23 protein-coding genes are annotated in these 23,802 nt (G+C 35.5%); all 23 read left to right on the top strand.

All coding sequences use genetic code 11. The annotated features are described in order from the left end of the window. The 23 genes from HS960_RS20000 to HS960_RS19890 all read left to right on the top strand — a co-directional run bounded on the left by HS960_RS20000 (position 1) and on the right by HS960_RS19890 (position 23,800). Complete coding sequence (locus tag HS960_RS20000) at positions 1–708, top strand: acylneuraminate cytidylyltransferase family protein (protein ID WP_182330512.1); 708 nt, start codon at positions 1–3, stop codon at positions 706–708. After that, positions 701–1,996 carry a glutamate-1-semialdehyde 2,1-aminomutase gene (locus HS960_RS19995; protein ID WP_182330511.1) on the top strand — a complete coding sequence of 432 codons (1,296 nt, stop codon included), beginning with the start codon at positions 701–703 and terminating at the stop codon, positions 1,994–1,996. The genes HS960_RS20000 and HS960_RS19995 overlap by 8 nt, the downstream gene beginning before the upstream one ends. Before the next feature lie 48 nt (positions 1,997–2,044). Then, complete coding sequence (locus tag HS960_RS19990) at positions 2,045–2,797, top strand: SDR family oxidoreductase (RefSeq protein WP_182330510.1); 753 nt, start codon at positions 2,045–2,047, stop codon at positions 2,795–2,797. Between the two features lie 44 nt (positions 2,798–2,841). Then, positions 2,842–4,014, top strand: a complete 1,173-nt coding sequence (locus tag HS960_RS19985; protein ID WP_182330509.1) for a hypothetical protein — start codon at positions 2,842–2,844, stop codon at positions 4,012–4,014. Further along, the gene (locus tag HS960_RS19980; RefSeq protein WP_182330508.1) at positions 4,004–5,539 is read left to right on the top strand and encodes a polysaccharide biosynthesis protein; all 1,536 of its coding nucleotides are present in this window, start codon (positions 4,004–4,006) and stop codon (positions 5,537–5,539) included. The genes HS960_RS19985 and HS960_RS19980 overlap by 11 nt, the downstream gene beginning before the upstream one ends. 12 nt (positions 5,540–5,551) lie before the next feature. Next, positions 5,552–6,514, top strand: a complete 963-nt coding sequence (locus HS960_RS19975) for a CgeB family protein (RefSeq protein ID WP_182330507.1) — start codon at positions 5,552–5,554, stop codon at positions 6,512–6,514. 6 nt (positions 6,515–6,520) lie between these two features. Then, positions 6,521–7,717: an O-antigen polymerase gene (locus HS960_RS19970; RefSeq protein ID WP_182330506.1), complete on the top strand. Its 1,197-nt coding sequence runs from the start codon at positions 6,521–6,523 to the stop codon at positions 7,715–7,717. Between the two features lie 51 nt (positions 7,718–7,768). Further along, positions 7,769–8,557, top strand: a complete 789-nt coding sequence (locus tag HS960_RS19965; protein ID WP_182330505.1) for a glycosyltransferase family 2 protein — start codon at positions 7,769–7,771, stop codon at positions 8,555–8,557. A 59-nt stretch (positions 8,558–8,616) separates the two neighbouring features. Beyond that, complete coding sequence (locus tag HS960_RS19960; protein WP_228280097.1) at positions 8,617–9,213, top strand: LbetaH domain-containing protein; 597 nt, start codon at positions 8,617–8,619, stop codon at positions 9,211–9,213. Between the two features lie 139 nt (positions 9,214–9,352). Further along, positions 9,353–10,483, top strand: coding sequence for an MraY family glycosyltransferase (locus HS960_RS19955; protein ID WP_182330504.1), 1,131 nt, complete (start codon positions 9,353–9,355; stop codon positions 10,481–10,483). 125 nt (positions 10,484–10,608) lie between these two features. After that, complete coding sequence (locus HS960_RS19950) at positions 10,609–11,130, top strand: 3'-5' exonuclease (protein ID WP_182330503.1); 522 nt, start codon at positions 10,609–10,611, stop codon at positions 11,128–11,130. Positions 11,131–11,244: 114 nt separating this feature from the next. After that, a complete protein-coding gene (locus tag HS960_RS19945) occupies positions 11,245–11,709 on the top strand; it encodes an adenylyltransferase/cytidyltransferase family protein (protein WP_202883707.1) in 465 nt (154 codons plus the stop codon). 58 nt (positions 11,710–11,767) lie between these two features. Next, a complete protein-coding gene (locus HS960_RS19940) occupies positions 11,768–12,190 on the top strand; it encodes an adenylyltransferase/cytidyltransferase family protein (protein ID WP_182330502.1) in 423 nt (140 codons plus the stop codon). Positions 12,191–12,196: 6 nt separating this feature from the next. Continuing rightward, positions 12,197–13,195 (top strand): mannose-1-phosphate guanylyltransferase, encoded by a 999-nt coding sequence (locus HS960_RS19935; RefSeq protein WP_182330501.1) that lies wholly within the window; start codon positions 12,197–12,199, stop codon positions 13,193–13,195. Positions 13,196–13,468: 273 nt separating this feature from the next. Next, the gene (locus HS960_RS19930) at positions 13,469–13,951 is read left to right on the top strand and encodes a hypothetical protein (RefSeq protein ID WP_182330500.1); all 483 of its coding nucleotides are present in this window, start codon (positions 13,469–13,471) and stop codon (positions 13,949–13,951) included. A 130-nt stretch (positions 13,952–14,081) separates the two neighbouring features. Continuing rightward, positions 14,082–15,743: an FAD-dependent oxidoreductase gene (locus HS960_RS19925; RefSeq protein WP_182330499.1), complete on the top strand. Its 1,662-nt coding sequence runs from the start codon at positions 14,082–14,084 to the stop codon at positions 15,741–15,743. Positions 15,744–15,948: 205 nt separating this feature from the next. Beyond that, positions 15,949–16,917: an SDR family oxidoreductase gene (locus tag HS960_RS19920; RefSeq protein WP_182330498.1), complete on the top strand. Its 969-nt coding sequence runs from the start codon at positions 15,949–15,951 to the stop codon at positions 16,915–16,917. A 30-nt stretch (positions 16,918–16,947) separates the two neighbouring features. Next, positions 16,948–18,231: a nucleotide sugar dehydrogenase gene (locus tag HS960_RS19915; RefSeq protein WP_182330497.1), complete on the top strand. Its 1,284-nt coding sequence runs from the start codon at positions 16,948–16,950 to the stop codon at positions 18,229–18,231. A 74-nt stretch (positions 18,232–18,305) separates the two neighbouring features. After that, on the top strand, positions 18,306–19,766 hold the full coding sequence (locus HS960_RS19910) for a lipopolysaccharide biosynthesis protein (protein WP_182330496.1): 1,461 nt from the start codon (positions 18,306–18,308) through the stop codon (positions 19,764–19,766). Continuing rightward, positions 19,756–20,328, top strand: a complete 573-nt coding sequence (locus HS960_RS19905) for an acyltransferase (RefSeq protein WP_182330495.1) — start codon at positions 19,756–19,758, stop codon at positions 20,326–20,328. The genes HS960_RS19910 and HS960_RS19905 overlap by 11 nt, the downstream gene beginning before the upstream one ends. Position 20,329: 1 nt before the next feature. Further along, entirely contained in the window at positions 20,330–21,445 is a 1,116-nt protein-coding gene (locus HS960_RS19900; RefSeq protein WP_182330494.1) for a polysaccharide pyruvyl transferase family protein, read from the top strand. A gap of 1 nt (position 21,446) precedes the next feature. Further along, positions 21,447–22,400 carry a glycosyltransferase family 2 protein gene (locus tag HS960_RS19895; protein ID WP_182330493.1) on the top strand — a complete coding sequence of 318 codons (954 nt, stop codon included), beginning with the start codon at positions 21,447–21,449 and terminating at the stop codon, positions 22,398–22,400. Between the two features lie 5 nt (positions 22,401–22,405). Then, positions 22,406–23,800, top strand: coding sequence for an O-antigen polymerase (locus tag HS960_RS19890; protein ID WP_182330492.1), 1,395 nt, complete (start codon positions 22,406–22,408; stop codon positions 23,798–23,800). The last annotated feature ends 2 nt before the right edge of the window (positions 23,801–23,802 follow it).

The raw sequence follows: 23,802 nt of genomic DNA, 5'->3' as shown, positions 1-23,802 counted from the left end.
ATGAGAAAAAAAATTTTGTGGATAATTCCTGCTCGATCTGGCTCTAAATCTATTGTAGATAAGAATATAAAAGATCTTGGCGGATATCCTTTAATGATCCATAGATTTTTAGCAGCTAAAAATAGTGCTTTTACACATGATATCTGGCTAAGTACAGATTCAGAGATATACAAGGTAATAGCTAAGGAGTACGGATTAGAGGCTCCTTTCTTAAGACCGGAAGAGCTGTCTACTGATCATGCTAGTTCTAGTGATGTGGTACTACATGCCATGCAGTTTGCTAAAGAAAGAGGTTTGGAATATGATCTTGTTGGCTTATTAGAGCCTACTTCACCATTTATAAAAGTAGCTGATATAGACTCCGCCATTGACGAGCTGGAGCAAGATTTAGAAGCACATGGTGTTGTTGCCGTTAAAGAACAGCGACCTGCGACAATATTCGTGCAGAAAGAGGCCAAATATCTGGATGAATTTTGTTCTAATATCAATGAATACCAAAGGCTAGGTCGACAGAATTTTGTTAAAGAGATAACTCCCTCCGGAGGGTTTTATATATGCCGGTGGGAGAAATTTCTGACGGAACATACGTTTTATGCGAATAAGACAATCGCATATGAAGTAGATGAAATCTCAGGTCTGGAGATAGATGAACCTTTGGATTGGGAATTTGCAGAGTTTATTATTGAAAGAAAGAAACGTTATGAATAGTTATAAAGATAGATTACATGAATTAATTCCTGGTGGAGCACATACATATTCGCGTGGAGACGATCAGTTCCCAGAAAATGCACCATCAATATTAGAAAGAGGGGAGGGCTGTTATGTTTTCGATGATCAGGGACGTAAATTCTTAGATTTTGGAATGGGATTACGTTCCGTTAATATCGGATATGGAAATAAAGAAATTGCTGACGCATGTTATGCTGAAATTCTAAAGGGAAATAATCTGACGCGGGCTTCTATGACGGAGCTAGCTGCGGCTGAATTAATGGTGGATTTATTGCCTTCCGTTGAGATGGTCAAGTTTGCCAAACATGGCTCTGCTGTTACTAGCGCAGCGGTAAAGCTTGCCCGTGCTTATACAGGTCGAAAATATATTGCGGTTCCATATGAACAGCCATTCTTTTCTTATGACGATTGGTTTATCGGTTCAACCGTTCTGGAACGTGGAATTCCAAGCGAATTCGGTCAATTTACATGCAAGTTCCATTATAATGATATCCAGTCATTGCAATTGTTGTTCGATCAATATCCTGATCAAATTGCAGGTGTGATTATGGAGCCTACAACGACGGTAGGGCCAGTTAATGATTTTTTACATCAGGTAAAAGATCTATGCCATCGTAACGGAGCAGTATTTATTCTTGATGAAATGATTACTGGATTCCGATGGGACCTGAGAGGTGCGCAATCTTATTTCGATATAGAACCTGACCTCTGTACTTTTGGCAAAGCAATGGCAAATGGTTTTGCCGTAGCGGCATTGGGGGGGAAGAGAGAAATAATGAAAATCGGCGGCATTTTGGAAGAGGGAGCCGAAAGGGTTTTCTTAACTTCAACGACGCATGGAGCAGAAATGAGTGCTTTGGGTGCATTTATTAAAACAGTGGAGGTTCTTCAACGCGACAATGTTGTGCAGCATTTTTGGGATTTTGGAAAAAGATTGACAGATGGAATGAATAATATTTCCAATGGTCTAGGTCTCGCAAATAATTTCTATGTTGAAGGATTTGCCTGTTCACCAAATTATGTTGTGAAGGATGCTGAGCACAATGTCTCTTTACCTCTAAGGACATTGTTCGCGCAGGAAATGATCAAAAATGGCGTAATGATGCCATATTTGGCATTGTCATATGCCCATCAAGATAAAGAGCTGGCGCTAACTTTAGATGCTGTACAAGCTTCTTTGGAAGTAGTTAAAAAAGCATTGGAAGGTAACATTGGGGAGTTTTTAAAATCAAAAGTTATTAAACCTGTTTTTAGAAAATATAATTAGTCGGGCCCATAATTGGGACAATTTAGTTTTAAATAAAAATAGGTAATTATGAGTTCATTAAATGGTAAAGTAATTATTGTTACTGGCGCTTCAGGTTTAATTGGTTCGCTGACAGTTGCCGATTTAACAAAAAAGGGGGCTCTTGTCATAGGCGCAGATATTGTTCAGCGAGCGAACGCGGAAAGCAAAGTTGACTTTTTTCAGAGCAATGTTGCCCAAAAGAACGATATTGACCGATTGGTGACGTATGTATTAAACAAATATGGTAAAATTGACGGATTAGTCAATTTGGCCTATCCGAGAACGGCCGATTGGGGAACCAGATTTGAGGATATTCCTTTTGAATCTTGGCAGGAAAATGTTGATATGCAACTCAATGCTGTTTTTTACATCTGTCAACAGGTATTAGAGATTATGAAGGGCCAACAATCGGGTGCAATTGTAAATATCGCGTCCATTTATGGTGTCGTCGGCAATGATTTTTCTCTCTACGAAGAATATGGAGGCACTTCGCCTGCAGCTTATGCTGCAATAAAAGGAGGCGTGATCAACTTCTCTAAATACTTGGCCTCGTACTATGGAAAGCATAATGTGCGCGTGAACTGTGTCTCGCCCGGCGGTATTATAGACGAGAAAAACCAACATCCGTCTTTCATCAAAAGATATAGCGCAAAATCGCCTCTGGGCAGGATGGGACGTCCTGAAGAGATTGCACCTACAATTAGTTTTCTATTGTCGGACGATGCTTCTTTTATAACGGGACACAACCTAATGGTTGACGGCGGATGGACTGCGATCTAATCGACAGGGAATCGAAGGAATAATATGTAGAATTTTGATGGGGAATGATTAAAAAAGTAATTGTAATCGGATATCAGCCATTGACAGATAAGGTCGTGAAAGATTTTTATTTTTCGATCCTGAATGACAATGGCTTTCAGGTGGAATATTGGGATCTTAGTATGATCTATTTCCCTAATGTTCTCCATGATCGCGTGGTTGATAAAAGAATTATAAAAATTAGCGATAAAAACGAGCTGGTGCTTAAGTTAGATGCATGTCAGATAAAGGAATGTTTTTTTGTATTGCATATTACTTATGAATATCGTGTTCTTGATCTATTTCGGCTGTTGACAAAGTATGACTGTACGATTTCTTTTTTTGCGCGAGGAGCTTTGCCAGTTTCGAATCGCGAAAGTACCTGGGTAGAAAAAATTTTAAAGACCTTGAATCTAAGAACTCTTGCGGGGTTTTTCAAGAATAAATATGCTGGATTGTTAAAGCGGATCGGCTATATCAAGCCCTATGATATCGTATTTTCTGCGGGCAATTTTGGCTATCTAACCGTTGGAATAGCAGCTGATATAGAAAAGCAACAATCAAAAATCATAGCAATTAATTCACATGACTATGATACTGCACTTGAAAATCTTTCCGAAACTCCGATAATCGAAGGGAAGTTTTGTTTATTCTTGGATGAATACCTTCCTCTCCATCCTGATTTTAAACTTTTAGGAATAAAAAGCGTGGATGCGGATGAATATTACGCGACACTAAATAGATTTTTCGATGTTATCGAAGAAAAGTATCAGTTACAAATAGTGATTGCTGCACATCCAAAGGCAGAGATGTACAAATCGAAGAACCCATTTAACGGACGAAAGGTTGTTTTTGGAAAGACGAGCCAACTAACACGTGATTGTGAATTTGTTTTGGCCCATATCTCTACGTCCCAAAGTTTTGCTGTTTTAAATAAGAAACCTGTAATTACCTTGACAACGGAAGCGATTAAAAAAGTAATGCCACAATACGATCATTTTATTGCACATTTTTCAGTTAAACTGAACAGTTCCTTTATCAATATAGATCATTATTCATCTTCTGACGTTAAGATCGATAAAGTTGATGAGCAGATATACAATGCATACCTTTATGATTATTTGACATCAGCAGAAAGTGAGCGGACAAGAACCAGTGAGATTTTTATGAAGATATTAAAAGAGTATCATGGCGGGTAGTTATACCATAAATTACATTAAGATATACCTTTGGCAAGGGGTCTCGATGGTTTTGAATTTTCTTTCCATGTTTGTCGTGATCCCTTTTCTTTCATCAAATCCGCAGCTTTATGGGGTATATACGATTTGTATCTCCACCTCAATTTTTTTGGCTTATGCAGATTTGGGTTTTATTAATGCAGGGCAGAAATATGCTGCTGAATATTTTTCTCAAGATAATAGAACTGAGGAAATTAAAGTCATAGGTTTTTCTAGTTTCATATTATTCCTGTTTTTACTGTTATTTGTGATAGGTTTTTCCTTATTAAGCTTAAAACCTGAGTTGATGATTAGCGGATTGGATGATACTACAAGTTACAAAACGGCCTCATCACTATTGCTCATATTGGCCTTGTCGACACCATTGACGCTACTTCAGCGTATGCTTCAGATGATCTGCGGCATTCGTCTAGCGGATTACATTGTTCAGCGTACGAATACACTTGCAAGTATCATTAAAATTAGTGCAGTATTTTGGTTTTTTAGATCAGGCCATTATGATATCGTTGGCTATTTTCTATTTACTCAAATTATCACTTTGCTAACGCTATTAATTACGATGTATGTCGTAAGAAAGCGATTTAATTATGATTATGTTGCAGTACTCAGATCCTTCCGGTTTAATCAGGATATCTTCACAAAGACCAAGAGTTTAGCTTTTACAAGTCTTTTTATGACAGTTTCCTGGATACTGTATTATGAACTTGACTCAGTGGCCATAGGTAAAATTTTTGGTGCGAAAGAGGTTGCAATATATGCCATTGGATTAACTTTGCTTAGCTTTAGCAGGAGTATATTCGGCATTCTTTTTTCACCTTTTAATGCAAGATTTAACCATTTTATCGGTGAAAATAATGAAGAAGGCCTGCGCGCATTTTATATTCAAATTACGTCATTGTTTGCTCCGGTCGTGATACTGCCAATTTTGACTGTATGTATGATGACTGGTCCTTTGGTTATGTCTTGGGTTGGGACAATGTATGAAGAATCTATCCTTATCGCTCAATATCTGGTTTTGTGTAATCTTTTGGCCTTTATTTCTTATCCTACGGGTATCTTACTGATGGCTACGGAACAAATTAAGAAGATGTATTTGGTCAACACTTTACTTCCTTTTATTTTTTGGATTGGAATATATGCATCGGTTCATTACCTTGGACTTCGGTCCTTTGCTTTATTTAAATTAGTCGCTTTTCTTATCGCAGGAGCAACCTATTATTATTTTATGCTTAAATATTTGAAGATCTCATTTGCCTCTTCATTCAAGCTGATTTTCAAACCAATGTTGATTCCTTGCGGCTTCATTTTTGGAGCAACGCTGCTATTGTTGCCTTATATGCAAACGGTGGAAAAGTCGAAGACAGACTTATTGCTTGTCGCAGCGCTTATTGGCGGGCTTATTCTAATTGCTTTTATCCTGCAATATACAGTCTCAAAGCCTTTGCGAAACCGGGCAAAACAGATTATTAAGCAAGTGCGGACTTAATTAATAGATACTATGGAAATAGACTTAAAAAATAAAAATATTCTTTTTATAGGACCCATTTTTTATAACTATCATGAAATTATAAAAGCAGAGCTAGAACGTCTTGGCGCTAAAGTTTATTTTGAACCTGAGCGCGACTATACCTTTAAATTTACTATTGTTAATAATTTCTTTCCCGGTAGACTGAATAAATTTCAAGCAAAGCATTATAAACGTATCTTTAATCGGAGGAATGGAATCGAATTCGATTATTTGTTCGTAATAAGAGGATATAAGATGTCTAGCGGGTTTATAAATTCATTTAAAAAACGATATCCTTCAGCTAAGCTTATTATGCATCAGTGGGATTCTGAGAATAATAACTCGTTTTCTCATCTTATCGGTAGTTTTGACCGTTTTTTCTCATTTGATCCTCTAGATGTAAAAAAGTATCCTGCATTAAAGTATCTCCCAAATTTTTATTTGGAAGATGTTCATGATGCAAAGGTTAGTGCGTATAACTACGATATTCTTTTTTTAGTTTCTTATCTGCCTGAACGATATGAGATTGTAAGTAAATTGAAGGCTTTTGCTTCCCAATATAATTTGAAGTTGAAAGCAATTTTAGTTATTTCCTTTTCCACGTACATCAAAGAATGGATACTTGGAAATAGGCTCGATAGAGATGTGTTGAAATTTTCTCCACTCAAAAGATCCGACTATATGGATCTATTCTGGCAATCCAAAATGATTTTTGATATGGGAAGCAATTTACAGACAGGAATGTCGCAACGAACGATTGAAACTATTGAAAGTGGAAAAAAATTGCTAATTAACAACACTTATATAAAAGAAGAAGCCATATTTAATGAAAGCCAAATTTTCGTAACTTCAAATGATTTTTCAAAAGAAATAGTAGATTTTATGGATAAACCATTTGATGTTAAACCGACTGGTTATTCGCTGGAGAATTGGATTAAAACCATATTTGGATAGTCTATCATGAAAAATTCGATAATTGCTATTGTTCTATACTTTTTGGTGCTCCATGTGTTTATACCTGGCTCTTACTACGTATTCAATGGATTTAGACCAATTTATTCGGATTTTGCTGATCTGCCAGCGTTGATTAAGAGTTTCTTTTTAATCGTGGTTCCTTTATTGGTATCGGTTATTATATTGCTTTTTCTACCTAAGCGTGATGATATTATCTCTCCAAACATTGATGGCCATCCCATTACAATTCTGTTTTATTTTTCCGTTTTGTTCAAACTGGTCGTCGTTTATATGACGGGGGGATTTGCTGCTGCCATTAATGGAGAGCTGAATGGTACATTGGCTAACTACATATCAATTTTTCTGAATCCTTTTACCTTGCTTTTGGTCATGCTTTTTGTTCAAAAGAAACGGTCTAATATTATTTTAGCGGTACTATTCTATGTACTTTCTGTCACTTTGTCGGGTAGTAGAAGCGGTATAATCAGCATGTTTTTTGTGTTTTTTATTGGGTTTTCTTTTGTGGCCTTTAAAGATTATAAGAAAAAGCTATTTGTTTTTTTGAAATATGGTATGCTAATAACTCCTGTCATTTTCGTCCTAGCTACCCGTATGCGGGACGCAGAATATGACTTAAGTATGGATTTTTTATTAGATCAGATTTTCGGGCGTATGTCAACATTGGAGACCTCCATGTTGCCTGTTCATTATTATGATAATAATTTAGACCTTGAAATATTCTACGATAAATATAGTGTATGGAATCAACTGAAGCTAGGGATGGATGCGATATTGCCGGGGCAGATATTTGAATTTGATGTAATGCCTAACAATTATTATCGGTTTTTCTTTCTTGGGTATGACCAGGAATTTGTGTTCGAAAACTACATGTCGGTAAATTTGACTCTACCGATATATTTATATATGAAATATCATTATCTTTCGGGCCTTTTAACCGTATTGTATATTTTAGGCTTTTATAAATTAGTCCTTTGCTTTAAGAAATATCCACTCTTTGTTATTGTCTTATTAGGCGTATTTTATAATGTGATTTATTTCTTCGATTGGGTGATGGTATTTACTCAGTTTTATACAAGTTTACTTACAATAGTTACATTAAAGTTTTTCGTTTGGTTACTTGAAGCGTTTAAAATTGACTTTAGAAAGTTAAAAGAGGAAACAAATTCTAAAATAGAGCCTTAATTACTGTTGATAGGGCGTTAATAGTCGGAGAATACAATTAAAATTTAGAGAATGAAAATATCTGTTGTCATACCAATGTATAATGCTGAAAAATCAATATTACATAGTCTTGATTCTATTTATACACAGACTTGGAGAGGAGACCTTGAGATAATTGTAGTTAACGATGGATCGAAAGATAATTCAAAAGCTTTGGTAGAGGCATATATTCAGGATAATAGTCGAGATAATATCTTATTAGTGGATCAAGAGAATGCAGGCGTGTCAAGAGCCCGTAATGAGGGGATGAGACGGTGTACGGGGGATTGGATTTGCCTATTGGATTCTGATGACACTTGGCTGCCAAATAAATTAGAAAGGCAATTAGAGGTGTTAAAAGATTCATCCATTGATTTTTTGGGAACAACAAGAAATGGAGAATATTTTTCGCAATTGGCTTTCCGTAGGCTTGGCAAGATCAATCATGTATCAGCTAAGGAATTGCTTTTTAAGTTTGTTTTTGTTACGCCTACTGTAATTTTTAGGCGAGAAATTATTGATAGAGTGGGATATTTTGATGAGAGCCAACGGTTTGCTGAAGAAGGGAATTACTTTATCCGAGTTGCAAACGCCTGCAATTGCTATCTATTAAATGAGAGCTTGGTAATTACAGGTGGAGGTAAGCATGATTTTGGGGAATCTGGTTTGTCTAGCAATCTATGGGAAATGGAAAAGGGAGAACTTAAAAATATTCGAATGGCGTTTAGGATTGGCGTAATTAATATCGCCGAATTCCTTTTCTTTAATGTGTTTTCTTTTTTAAAGTACGGGAGAAGGGTGTTAATTGTATTGGGTCGTTAGGTATTTCTTTTCGTCAAGGGAGGTTAGCTGGTTAAAATAATAATTAAAAATGATTTTATATGGAAATGTATAAACGTTATGGGTTTTTGGGTGGGATACGTTTAATCGTCAGTATATTACATACAAGACTTTTTTATCGTAGAGCCAGACTTCTCCGTTTACCTTTTGATATTCGAAATCGAAGATTGATCGACCTCGGGAATAAGTTAACGACAGGTTTTGGCTGTAGGCTAGAAGTTCATCCTGTGGAAAAAAGAGAGCAGAAATATCTAATTTTTGGAAATAATGTACAGTTGAATGATTATGTGCATATCGCAGCAGGAGAGCAAGTTGTTATTGGTAATGATGTGTTGATCGCAAGTCGTGTGTTTATATCCGATTTAAATCATGGCTCCTATTCTGGAGATAATCAAGACAGTCCATTAACAAAGCCAAATGAACGATTATTATCGGCCAGCCCAATTTACATTAAAGACAATGTCTGGATTGGAGAGAATGTATGCGTTTTAGCTGGTGTTACTATTGGTCGCGGCAGTATCGTCGGGTCTATGTCCGTTGTTACAAAGGATATTCCAGATTTTTCAATTGCGGTAGGCGTGCCTGCTAAAGTAATCAAACAGTTTGATTTTAAAGAGAATAAATGGGTATCGGTATAAATCCCCCGAAAAAAAGCAACAAATGTATTAAAAAAAACTTTTTTCCAACTGTAGCGTTTAAAATACAAATCACGTTTGTTAAATAAAACTTAATATTATTATATTTGCACAGCTTTATTTGACTCACTAATTATATTTTATGATTTATATTTTTACGCTGATAATACTTTTTGTTCTAGAACTCATCTATCTGAAGATTGCAGATAGGTTTAATATCATAGATAAACCAAATGAACGTTCTTCACATACCAAAGTAACTATTCGGGGTGCAGGTATTATTTTTTATATTGCTTCGGTTATATATTTTGTAACTAATGATTTTGAGTATCCCTGGTTCTTTTTGGGGCTTACGCTATTAACCTATATTTCATTTTTGGATGATATTCGTGGAGTACATCCTACAGCGAGATTAGCGGTTCATTTGGCATCTGTGCTGCTGATGGTTTATCAGTTTGGTGTGTTTAATTACCCTTGGTATTACCTTGTATTAGCATTTGTTTTTACGATAGGTGTCATTAATGCCTATAATTTCATGGATGGTATCAATGGGATGACCGCTTGTTGTACTTTGGTGATGGGCGGGCTTTTACTTTATGTTAATACTAAAATAAACTATATCGAACAAGATTTCTTGATCTATACCTTACTTGGGGTTGTCGTTTTCGGATTTTTTAATTTTCGCAAAAAAGCAGCTTGCTTTGCAGGTGATGTGGGACCGGCCGTATTATCCTTTATGTTGTTGTTTGCCTTGGGAAAACTTATACTAAAAACGGGTGACTTTACTTATATTCTTTTCCTATCTGTGTATGGCATAGAAATAGGCTGGTCTGTAGCAAGGCGGGTTTATCAGGGGTACCATATTTTCGAACCGCATCGCACGTTTTTACTTCATATGCTAAGTAATGAAGTAGGATACAACAGCCTGTTGGTTTCCCTGGGTTATGGACTGGCTCAATTGGCTCTTGGTGCTTCTGTTATATATATAGTGCAGTTTGGAGCCTCGGTGCAGTGGTCATTTGCTATTGTTGCTCTTGCTGGATTAAGTGCATTTTATCTTATCTGGAAGCAATATATTTTCAATAACTATTATATTAAAGGTGAGGAACGCTACGCCATACGGCACCGGCGTTTACGAAAGTTGAAGGCGCGTAGAAGCAAGAAAGCATATCTTATTCCGGAAGTTAAATTGACTCAGGAGGTGAAAATTATAGATATGCCAAGGAAGGAGAACAGTGAGGATCTGTTACGCAGTGGAGTTCGATCTTTGTGATATTCGCTGTACAGCAACTATTTTATAATCATGGATTCCAATCCTAATATGCATATGATTTAGACGATGAGTTTGGGTAGAATGAAAAAAGTAGTAATTTTACCGCAACTTTAGGAGGAGCGATTATGCAATCAGGATTAAGTTTTACAGCAATAGATTTCGAAACAGCGACAGCCAACCAAAATTCAGCCTGTGCCATTGGCCTGGTGGTGGTTGAGCAGGGAGTTGTTGTTGAAGAGTTTTATTCACTGATTCAACCGCCCCAAAATCAATATATGTGGCAGACCACGCGTGTACATGGTATTCGGCCCAGGGATACCGCAGATGCACCTACCTTTAAAGAATTATTTTCCCGCATTTATCCACTCATCAATAATCGGGTCATGGTAGCCCACAATGAATTGTTTGACCGTGGTGTTCTTCGTAAGACAATGGGGTATTATAATTTGTCCTACGATCATTTGGGACTGATGGAAAAATGGGAGTGCACATTCAAGATATATCAAGGAAAAGGCTTTAAGCCAGCACGATTAAATGCTTGCTGTGAAGTGCTTGGTATTGAATTGAATCACCATGAAGCGTTATCTGATGCTCGCGCCTGCGCACAATTATATTTAAGGCATGCCGATATCCCTTCTTTGGCATGATATTTACGTTAATTTATTAGTGAACGAACCAATGAGTTCCTTTGTTCTCATTATAAAGTTTATCTTTGATAAGTAAATAATATTGTACCCTATTATTTTAATTACAGTTTGATTATGATAAATATACCTGCCAAAGACATGCGTATTGGTATTACATTTAGTGCTTTCGACTTACTGCATGCCGGGCATATTAAAATGCTTGAAGATGCAAAACGACAATGCGATTATTTAATATGTGGCCTACAAACTGATCCGACGTTGGATCGCCCAGAGAAAAATAAACCTGCTCAAACGGTGGTCGAACGTTATATACAGCTCAAAGGTTGTAAGTATGTAGATCAGATTGTTCCTTATGCTACTGAACAGGATTTGGAAGATATCCTTCGGTCCTTTAAGATAGATGTACGTATTGTGGGGGACGAATATCGTGAAAAGAACTTTACAGGTAGAGCGTATTGTGAAGAGAAAGGCATTGAATTGTATTTTAATAGTAGAGACCATCGGTTTTCCAGTTCGGGCCTGCGTAAGATAGTGGCCGATGCTAATTCAGGAGAAGGAACAATATTAAAATCTATTTAAGCAGCAAGGGTGAAACCGGGCTTGTGAGCTCTCTTCGCCATTAAAAAAAGATAATCAGATGAAAATTGGAATTACTTTCGGTGTTTTTGATTTATTGCATGCCGGTCATATTATGATGCTGGAAGAAGCAAAGAGACACTGTGATTATTTAATTGTTGGGCTCAATACCGACCCTTCAGAGGTTTTCCCCGAAAAAGCAAAGCCGACCCAGACCATTGTGGAACGTTATATTCAGTTGGAGGGTTGTCGCTATGTGGATGAAATTATTCCTTATGAGACCGAGCAGGATCTAATTGATATGATCAAAGCTCTTCCAATTGATATGCGTATTATTGGTGAGGAATATCGGGATACCGATTTTTCCGGCAGGTTATATTGTGTTGAAGAAAATATTGAAATTTATTACAACAAGCGTACGCATCGTTTTTCAAGTGCAGGTTTACGAAGAGTTGTCGCAGATAAAGAAGCAGAGAAACATTAATATATTATGAGCAATATTATACATGTTGTTTTGACGGGTGGAGTAGGTAGTCGATTATGGCCTCTTTCACGTAAAAGTTATCCTAAACAATACCTTGATTTATTTAAAGATGGTTCATTGTTTGAGATGACCGTTAAGCGTAATCAATCCCTTTGCGGACAAGTAATTGTTGTGGGCAACTGTGACAACCATAGTTTGAGCCGTGAAGTCATGGAAAACAATAAGATCGACTATATTGACATTGTCGAGGCTACTCCTCGTAATACAGCTGCCGCTATTGCTTTCGCTGCCTTTGCTGCTCAGCCCGATGATATTTTAATTGTAACCCCTTCGGATCATGTGATTGTTGGGGAGGATGCTTATGCCGAAGCGATCAAAGCTGGAATAGAAAAGGCCAACAAGGGATATATTGTTACCTTTGGTATACAGCCCACGCGTCCGGAGACGGGATATGGTTATATCGAATATAAGGATGATAAGGTTTTGTCATTCCGTGAGAAACCCAACCAGGATACAGCGGAGGATTTTATTGAGCGCGGTAATTTTCTATGGAATTCGGGGATGTTCTGTTTTCGGGCGGATACATTTCTTACAGAGTTGCAGACTTTTGAGCCTAAAGTGTATGCGACGGCTTTCAATGCCTGGAAGCACCGTAAGGATGGTGAGCTGGATTTGGCTTTATCTAAGGAGATTCCATCCATCTCCATTGATTACGCTGTAATGGAGCGTTCCAAAAAAATTAGGGTTGTCGCCACCAGCTTCCAGTGGTCGGATTTAGGTTCTTTTGAATCGATGTACGACTATCTGAAGCAAACAGGACATCCTGTTGATGAAAACGGGAATATGGTCATTGGAACAGATGTCTATACTGCTTTTGTAGGCTTACGCGATAGTATTCTCGTACACACTAAAGATGCCATTTTGGTCCTTCAGAAAGAGAAATCGCAAGATGTCAAAAAAATATATAATACACTTGAACGTCATCAATCTAAATTGATCGACTAAAAAATTATTCAAGGAGCGTGGTCATTTTAACGCTCCTTGTTCATGTTTTCTTAACCTGAATTCACCTTTTTGTTAATTTATTTTTCATTAAGACTATTTGTTAATAATAAAATAACATTGTTTATTTTATTGATTATTAGTGTTTTATGAATTGTCCCTTGTTTGTCCCTAGCGAATTTTAGCGATAAAGTAAGGTGTTAAGATATATTTGAATGTGGTCGGCTATAAATACCGATTATGAAGAAGCCATTTAAATTTATTTAACATATTCTTATGACACCTGCTATAACGCTATCTATCTTAGTATTGATCACAGTTTATTTTTTAATGCGGAAAAGGCAATTGGAACAACGGTTTAGCCGACGCGTAGGGATGACTGTCAATTACATGTTTCAGGATAGGCCGGGCCAATACAGTGGAGACCGGAATGTTCGGAGCGGTGTATTTGTATTCAAAGCCGAAAGGAACGATGACAAATTGAAAAATATTGTCATCCGTAAAGTGAAACCTTTAAATTCGGCTTTGGGGGTTAATCTCGAGCAAATTTTGGTTATTCCTTTTGAACAGAAAGATACACCCAATTCGGACGTTTCTGTTCGTTTCAAAGTGATTAAGCGGGGGGCTAGCGTTGAAGATCTAAAAGGGGGACGGGTAAGTATTTCTGGCGTAATGAATTTTGAGCAGAGTCGATCGGAGCCATTTACTGCTACATTGCCCATTACTGATCGGTATAAAAATTTATCAGACCTTAAGTAGCTATTCATTTACAATTGTTTAAATATATAATATATCTATGTTCCACGTGGATTAAGAAATTAATTTTTCAAAGAAACTTGAGTAATTTACAGTATTTTTGCCTTGTGAAAAGTTATTATGAAAAGTTATTATGAAAAGGTTCTTAATTATTGCAGTCCTATTCTGTTCCTTTGCATGTGGTAAAAAGGATATAATCGATTTACCTCCTGTAGTTGATTTAGATTCTATTCCGGATCCCGAAGATGTTGATCCAGGGCAAGTATTTGACGTCGTTATTTATGGAGGAACGATGTCTGGTATTATGGCAGCAGTTGAAGTGGTGAATTCAGGGAAGACAGCTGTGCTGATAAATCCTGTTGGAAGTAGTTTAGGTGGGGTTACAACAAATGGATTAGGAGTTACAGATCTTTCCAATCCTAAAAGTATCGGTGGATTATCAAAAGAGTTTTATACAGCGTTATATACTTATTATCAAAATCCAAGCAACTGGAAGTATGGACAGCTTGCATCATATGAAAACTTACAGCGATCGGCAATAGATGGTATGATGCTCTGGTTTGAACCTAAGGCGGCACAAACGGTTATGCGTCAATTTCTAGAGAAATACAAGATTGTAATTATTGAATCTTCCCGATTAGATCTAAATAAAGGTGTTAATAAAAATACAAAGAAGGCAATCACATCTATTACTATGGAGTCAGGTCTAAAAATTAAAGGACGATTCTTTATCGATGCGACTTACGAAGGAGATTTGATGGCTAAAGCTGGTGTAAAATATACAGTGGGAAGAGAAAGTAATAGCCTTTATGGCGAAACTTTTAATGGTATTCAAAGGGGTACTCAATCTACTAGCATTTATCAATTTCAAGATGGAATAAGGTCAGGTTCTGATTTTCTTAGATTGCCATTCGCAGATGGGACTGCCGATAATAAAGTACAAGCATATTGTTATCGAATGTGTTTGACAGATGAACCTAGTAACCGTGTTTTAATTAGTAAACCTACAGATTACAATGAATCAGACTATGAATTAGTGTTCAGTCACATCAATAATAATCCCGGAAAATTTCTCTTTTTTAATGATTTTAAAAAGCTGCCAAATAATAAGACAGACTCAAATAATTCTGGCCCAATTTCTACTGATTATGTAGGGCAAAATTATGCATATCCTGATGGGGATTATGTGTTGAGGGAGGCAATTTCAAAAAAACATAAGTCTTATCAGCTTGGATTATTGTGGACTTTGGCTAATCATCCGAAGGTTCCTGTCAATATAAGAAATTATTATAAAAGATGGGGATTAGCGAAGGATGAATTTACTGATAATGGGAATTGGCCCAATCAACTATATGTAAGAGAAGCAAGGAGGATGATCAGTGACTATGTAATGACGGAAAGAAATTGCTTGGGGATTAATCAAGCACCTTTTTCTGTAGGAATGGCAGATTATCCTATCGATTCCCATGTTGTTCAACGTTATGTAGATGAGCAGGGTTTTATTAGAAATGAAGGGCTTATTTATGGGAGAGTAAATAAACCTTATGGAATTGATTATCGATCAATTATCCCATCTAAATCCGACTGTATTAATTTATTTGTTCCTATTTGTTTGTCAGCCACACATGCTGCTTATGGCTCTATTCGCATGGAACCGGTGTTTATGACTTTGGGGCAATCAGCTGCATGTGCTGCTGTAAAATGTCTTGAATTAAATATATCTTCTATACAGGATCTAGCATATTCAAATTTAAAACCGAGATTAGAAAGCAGGAATGTAGTACTCTCTTATTAGTAGTCCGTATAAACTATTCTATATGAATTTTTAAATGACAATTGGTTAACTTTTAGACTACTGTAAATTTTAATAAGATTTATAGTTATTAAACAGAATTAATTTTACAGGATAATGATTTCAGGCATATTTATTGCTTAATGGGGTGCAGTATTAATTGGTCAAAATACATAAAATTACGAACTGAAATAGGTATTATATAAAAATGAGCAGAATTTTAATTACAGGCGGGGCCGGGTTTATAGGGTCTAATCTCGTAGAACATTTTTTGGGGAAAGGACATCAAGTTGTTGTTTTGGACAACTTTGCTACTGGGCATCGTTATAATTTGGAGCAACATAGCGATAACTCGAACTTTACCTTAATTGAAGGCGATATTCGCAATAATGCAGATTGTCAAAAAGCTGTTGAAGGTGTTGATTACGTTTTACATCAAGCAGCATTAGGATCTGTACCTCGTTCGATCAAAGATCCACAAACGTCCAATGAAGTAAATGTAACTGGATTTTTAAATATGTTGGTAGCTGCGCGTGATGCAGGCGTTAAGCGCTTTATTTATGCAGCCTCATCATCGACATATGGCGATTCTGAAAATCTACCAAAAGTAGAAGATATCATAGGCAAGCCATTGTCTCCTTATGCGATTACTAAGTATGTTAATGAATTGTACGCAGATATTTTTTCAAAGACTTATGGTTTGGAAACGATAGGGTTGCGCTACTTCAATGTATTTGGGCGTCGCCAGGATCCTAATGGCGCTTATGCTGCCGTTATCCCGTTGTTTGTTAAGAAATTTATGAACCATGAAAGTCCAGTAATCAATGGTACTGGCGATTACTCACGAGACTTTACTTACATCGACAACGTCATTCAAATGAATGAGCGTGCAATGACTACCGAAAATCCAGATGCAATTAACACGGTATATAACACGGCTGTTGGCGACCGTACGACATTGAATCAATTGGTTGGTTACCTAAAAGAGTTTTTGACAGAATATGATGCTGAAATTGCGAAAGTAGAAATTATTCATGGGCCAAATAGACAGGGAGATATCCCGCATTCGTTGGCGTCCATTGACAAAGCACGTCAGTTATTGGCTTATGAGCCCACTCATGTCATCCGTGAAGGGTTGAAGGAGGCCGTAAAATGGTATTGGGATAATTTGAAATAGAAATTAATCAATTAAATCGACGAAAAAGAAATGAAAAAAATAGCTGTAATAGGATTGGGGTATGTAGGCCTGCCTTTGGCAAGATTATTTGCAACGAAATTCCCAGTTTTGGGTTTTGACATTAATCAAAAACGTATTGATGAATTACGCGCAGGTAAGGACCTCACTTTAGAGGTTGAAGATGATATCTTGCAGGCTGCCTTAGTCAATGAAAATCCGTTTTCTACAAATACAAATGGCCTGTATTGTTCAAACCAACTAGCTGATATTGAAAATGCAAATTTTTATGTAGTAACTGTTCCTACTCCAGTTGACAAGAATAATCGTCCTGACTTGACACCGTTGTATAAAGCGTCAGAAACTGTAGGTAAAGTTTTGAAAAAAGGTGATATCGTTGTTTACGAATCGACAGTATACCCCGGCGTTACGGAAGAAGAATGTATACCCGTATTGGAGAAAATTTCTGGCTTGAAATTTAATGAGGATTTTTTTGCCGGTTACTCGCCAGAGCGCATCAATCCGGGTGATAAACAACATACGGTTGAGAAAATATTAAAAGTAACTTCGGGCTCAACTCCTGAGATCGGGGAGGAAGTTGATGCCGTTTATAAAGAGGTGATTACTGCCGGAACACACTTGGCACCATGTATCAAAGTTGCTGAGGCTGCTAAAGTGATTGAAAATTCACAACGTGATATTAATATTGCCTTTGTCAATGAATTGGCTAAGATCTTTAATATCTTAAATATTGATACACATGCCGTTTTAGAGGCTGCTGGTACCAAATGGAACTTCTTACCATTCAAACCAGGATTGGTTGGTGGCCACTGTATTGGTGTTGATCCTTATTATTTGGCTCAAAAAGCACAAGAGCATGGCTATCATCCAGAGATCATTTTGGCGGGTCGTCGTTTGAATGATTCTATGGGTGAGTATGTGGCTTCCCAGGTTGTGAAGACAATGATAAAAAAAGGAATCAATGTAAATGGTGCTGAAGTATTGATGCTAGGGGTGACTTTTAAGGAGAATTGTCCTGATGTGCGTAATACAAAGATTGTGGATGTGATCGCGGCCTTGGAAGATTATGGTGTTAAAGTGACCACCTTTGATCCTTGGGCGAATCCTCTTGAGGTAAAGCATGAGTACAATATAGATAGCGTTATTGAATTACCAGCTCAAAAGTTTGATGCTATTGTATTAGGGGTTGCTCATAAAGAATTTTTAAGTGTAAACTTAGACTCTCTTAAAAAGGAGACATCAGTTGTGTATGATGTGAAAGGGATTATTTCTGGTCAGGCTGATAATAGACTATAAAAAAATTAGGTTTGAGCTCGAACAAGAAAATAGCAAAAAATGCGGCTCTTCTATATTTAAGGATGTTCCTAATCATGGGAGTCACTTTATACTCCTCTCGTGTGATTTTAGGAGCTTTGGGAGTTTCTGACTATGGAATTTATAATGTAGTGGGGGGAATTGTTGCTATGATGAGTTTCCTTAATTCCGCGATGGCGGGAGCTACCCAACGTTATTTATCGTTTGATATTGGAAAAGGGGACATTAATAGTTTGCAGAAGACATTTAGCGCAACCCTTTCAGTTCACTTTTTAATCGCTTTTATAGTGTTTTTTTTAGGTGAGACAATTGGATTGTGGTATATTAATTACAAAATGGTTTTTCCTCCAGAAAGATCAATAGCCGTAAATATCGTCTTTCAATTTTCCTTATTGACTTTATTTTTAGATATTATCCAAGTTCCGTATAATGCGTTAATATTAGCACGCGAAAGAATGAATGTCTATGCTTATGTATCAATTTTAGAAGCAGGGTTGAAGTTAGTTGTAGCGTTTTCATTACTATGGTTCGGAGTTGATAAATTAATATTGTATTCGATATTGACATTCTGCCTCGTATTTATCATTAGAAATATCTACAAATACTATTGTAAAAGAAATTTTCCAGAAAGTAAGTATAAATTTGAATATAATAAAAGTTATTTTGTTGAATTGATCTCTTTCTCTGGATGGAATTTATTTGGAACGATGTCTTTAGTAGCCAAAAATCAAGGGGTTAATATGATTCTAAATCTCTTTTTTGGTACCATGATAAATGCTTCTTACGGTATTGCTATGCAAGTTCAAGGGGCTGTAAATCAGTTTGTTTCTAATTTTCAGACAGCATTGAATCCTCAGATTATCCAGAACTATGCAGGTGGAAATAAGGAAAAGTCTGTCAGTTTAATGTTTCTCGGGGCTAAATTCTCTTTCTTGTTGATGATGATTTTAGTCTTTCCACTGATATTTAACGTTGAAACAATACTTAAAATTTGGCTTGGACATGTGCCTGAGTATACTTCTTTATTTATTAAGATTAGTCTTATTACTATTTTAATTGATAGTTTGTCGGGGCCTTTAATGACCGGTATACTTGCAACAGGAAAAATAAAATATTATAATGTCATCATAGGAAGTTTTAACATTCTAACATTGCCATGTTCTTATATCTTGTTAAAATTAGGATTTCCTCCAACAGTTGCATTTCAAATTTTGCTTACTTTTAGTGTTTTTTCATTCTTACTACGTTTTTTTCTTGTTAAAAAAGAATTTCAAATTAATATCTCGGATTTTTTTAAAAAGGTGTTTCTAAGAATTATAGCGACGGTAGGATTTTTAATTTTATGTATTTATTTGCTGAGTAAGAGCACATTTTTGATGGAAAATATTTTTATTAACGTTCCAATCATTATTTTGAATGCAATATTTGCAATTCTCTCTTTTGGGATTTCTAATAATGAGCGTGGACATATTTTAAGTATATTGAGAAGTAAAATACGGAGGAAAAATGATAAATAGACGCTTAGGAGGACTTATTTATAGCTTACTTAATAAGTATAAAGAAGCTATTTTAAAGAGCAAAATTGAGAAATTAAAATATAGAGGCAGAAATTTAAATTTGGACAATACTGTCGTTATAAATTTTCCTGAAAGAATTTCCCTTGCTGAATTTATTCATATTGGCCCAAATGGTGTACTTAATGGAATTGGTGGACTTACAATAAAAAAGGGGACTATAATTGGCCCTAATGTTTATATTCATACTGCAAATCATAATTTTAAAAAAGCCGAATATTTGCCTTATGATGAAAAATATATTTTCAAGGAAGTAATCATTGGAGAAAACGTTTGGATGGGTGCAAATGTAAATATAGCTCCAGGGACCACTGTGGGAGAAGGGTGTATTATCGGTATGGGAGCTGTCTTAAGTGGTGATATCCCTCCATTGTCGATTGTGGTAGGAAATCCTTGCAAGATAATTGGAAGCCGTAATGAAGAAGACTATATGAGGCTTAAAACCAATGGGAAAATTTATTTAGAGGCGAAAAACGCTGGTATTATAAAACCTGATTTTAATTAGTATGAATATTCTATTGAAGTTATACCCACGTTTAAATTTAGGAGACGATCTTTTCTTGAAGATAATTTGCGAGAGATATCCATATGTTAATTTCTTTCTTCTTGCAAAAAATGATTATCTGAAATCAGGTCGCTGGAATAATTTGGCTACTTATCAAGGATCGTTTAAAGATTCATTTTTAAAGAAACTAAAAAGGGTAGCGATTAGGAAGTATTGGCCCGAAAAATTTGAAAAGGAAATACAAAAAGTTTTTTTTGATCAAAACAAAGATATTCTAGATAAAGTGGATGGATTTGTCTCTATAGGAGGATCAATTTTCATACAAATTGCGGAAGATGTGAGTTTAGATAACGAAATTGCATATTATCACTTGATTGAGTCGAAGTTAAAAGATAAACCCAAATATTTTATTGGATGTAACTTTGGACCATATAGATCTGCTGAATATCTGAAAGAATATACTGGCATATTTGAGAGATCAACTGACGTATGTTTCCGAGAACAATTTTCTTTCGATCTTTTTAAGGATTTAGACAATGTAAGGTTGGCTCCCGATGTAGTTTTTGGAATGAAAATGAAGCCTAATGACACTAGGTCAAGTACTGTCGGATTTTCTATAGTTCCAGCTAGAGGGGCTGTCTCGGAGCAAGGGTACTTCAGTAAATATGCAGAGCTAATTAAAGAGTATCAAAAAAAAGGGTTTGAAATTAGTCTTTTTTCATTTTGCAAAGAAGAGGGCGATGAAAACGCTATAGAGAGTGTTATTGCCTTATTAGAGTCACAAGATAACATCAATCGAGTTTATTATAAAGGAGATATTGATGATTTTCTAAAACACTACTCTGAAATGGAATATATGTATTGTGGACGTTTTCATGCAATGATTCTTAGTATGTTATACAATCAGAAACTTTTTCCTGTAGTTTATAGTGAGAAGATGACAAATGTTCTTAAAGATATTGAGTATGGCGGGGAGTATATAGATATGAAAAAAATAGGAGAACTAGATATTTCTAGAACTTTAAAGCAGATAGAATTAAATAAATATAATATTGATCAGCAAAAGATAGATGCACAGATGCAATTTAGTGCGTTGGATGAGTTCTTAAAAGCTTAAAATGGAGCAACCAAAATTATCAATAATTATTCCTGTTTATAATGCGGAAAAATACCTGAATGCTTGTATTGGAAGTATTCTGTCTCAGAGTTTCAGAGATTTTGAAATTATTCTTGTAAACGATGGGAGCACTGATGGGTCAGGTGCAATTTGTGATAGCTTTACTATAAAGGATAAAAGAATAAAGGTCTTCCATAAAGAAAATGGTGGGGTAAGTTCAGCCAGAAATCTTGGATTGGACCACGCTTTAGGGGAGTGGATTTATTTTATTGATGCGGATGATGATATCAATTTGAGCTGCTTGGATTTTTTGTCAACTAGAAGTCTGACTGGTATCGACGTAGTTCAATTTGGATTTAAAACAGTTGAAGAGAATAAACCAGATAAAGAACAACTTCCTCTTGAGACGAAGGAATTTAAGGATCTAGATGAATTTTACAATTCTGGATCTTTAAAAAATTATACACTTTGGATTCATTTAATTCGCCGATCTATTATTAGCGACCACAATATTAGATTTAATACAAGTATAAAGTATGCGGAGGATCTGGAATTTGTAATCTGTGCATTAAGTGTCTCAAGAAGGGTGATGACAATTTCTATAATCGGTTATCACTATTATATTCGTGGTAATTCAGCTATGGCTAGGGCATTTAGTTATAATAATGCTAAAAACCATCTCATCGTGGCAGCGAATATACTGGACTTTTACGAAGATTTAAATCTTGTAAAAGGAATTTTCTTTCGGAGCAGAATTGAGTATATGATTAAATCATTTTTTTCATTTAGTGCAAGAGCAGGAAAATTAAATGCCCAGAATTTTAAGAGAGATATCGATAGTCACTTAAAATCCTATTCCTACAAAAACATATTGGGGCTTAAATTCTATTATTTAATAAGGTTCTTTCCATTTTTATATCTAAATATGATTAGATTTAAGGGAAATAAGAAATAGATGTGATGATTATAATTCAATTGCTAATTTTTTTGGTGCAGTTCTTTTTGTTTACATTAAATCCGATCAATAATTTTGATCGTTTCACCATATTGGCCTCTTCTCTTCTTACGTTAGCATCATTTATAATTTCTATTCTAGTAAGGAATAAAACAGGAATTAAGAATAATAATTTCTCTATAATCTTGTTTTTCTTTGCGATGTCATTTATAATTTCTTTTCAGATTCCATTAGAAATCGCATTTGATAATACAATTTTACTTCAATATAGGTCTATATATGATATTTTTGTGGTAAATAAAATGGTGTGCTTTTCGGCTTTGGCTCTAGATTTATTTATTATTGGGGTTACAATTGGGTATATAAAAAATAGAGATAAAGCTGTAAAAACTCAAGTCTTAATAACGAGAAAATTTAACGTTAAGCCATTATATGTTGTAATTGTTTCTTGTTTTGTGATGTTCGTCTTCAATATTAATTCTTCATACATTGACGGTGGGCACGGTACAGTTAGATTCGAAGGAATTGGATTTTCATTTTATGCACTTTTCAGTCGGCTTTCTATTGTGTATATATCAATGGTAATATATAATAATCAGGACAGTCTAAAAAAGACTCGGACTCTTAAAGATTTTATAGGTGTTTTCAGTAAAAGTTTTTTGGCATTTTTGTTAATAACAGTAATAATTTTCTTTCTAGCACATAACCGTGTCTTTGTAATTTTAACATTAACGCCGTTTCTATTCGCATTTTTTGTCTTTTCCAAAAAACGAATCAAAACGATCGTAGTTGTTGGAATATTCGTGTTTTTGACGGTTTTTGCAACGCTTTTTAAATTGTATGGTATAAATAATATCTTGGATTCAGGACTAACAATTGATAACAATTATGTTATTTCTAAATCTTATTTCCCATTTACAGCAGAGTTGGCAAATTCCGTTTATGCTCAATCAATTTTATTCAGCCAGTGGTATCAACATGACTTTTTAATGTATGGTTATAGCTTTTTTATCGGTATTTTAAGAATTGTACCTGGTTTGGCCGGATTTATTTCTTTGGATCCAGCCGTTTATGATTCTGCAGTTATTGCGACCAGGATTTCATCAGCTTCTTATGGAGTAGGTACAACTGCTTTAGGTGACACCTTGGTGAATTTGGGCTTTTTAGGCTCTCTATTCGCTTTGGGCTTTTTAGGATTTCTTTTCGCGAAAAGCGAAATAAATATTTATAAAAATTATGTAAAGATAAATACATATATAATATATTTTTCAATAACATCATTCGTGTTATTTATTCCTCGTGCAAGCTTAAATGACTTAATAGCTTCTATATTTTTCAATTTAATTGTTGTTCAAATCTATCCTTATTTGGTTAGGATGAAGATCTCAAATATAAAGTAATT

Origin of the sequence: Sphingobacterium paramultivorum (assembly GCF_014109745.1) — a bacterium.
In the GTDB taxonomy this organism is placed as follows: Bacteria; Bacteroidota; Bacteroidia; order Sphingobacteriales; family Sphingobacteriaceae; genus Sphingobacterium; species Sphingobacterium paramultivorum.
Note: the sequence above shows the minus strand (reverse complement) of the source record. Positions and strands in the feature narration are given on the sequence as shown.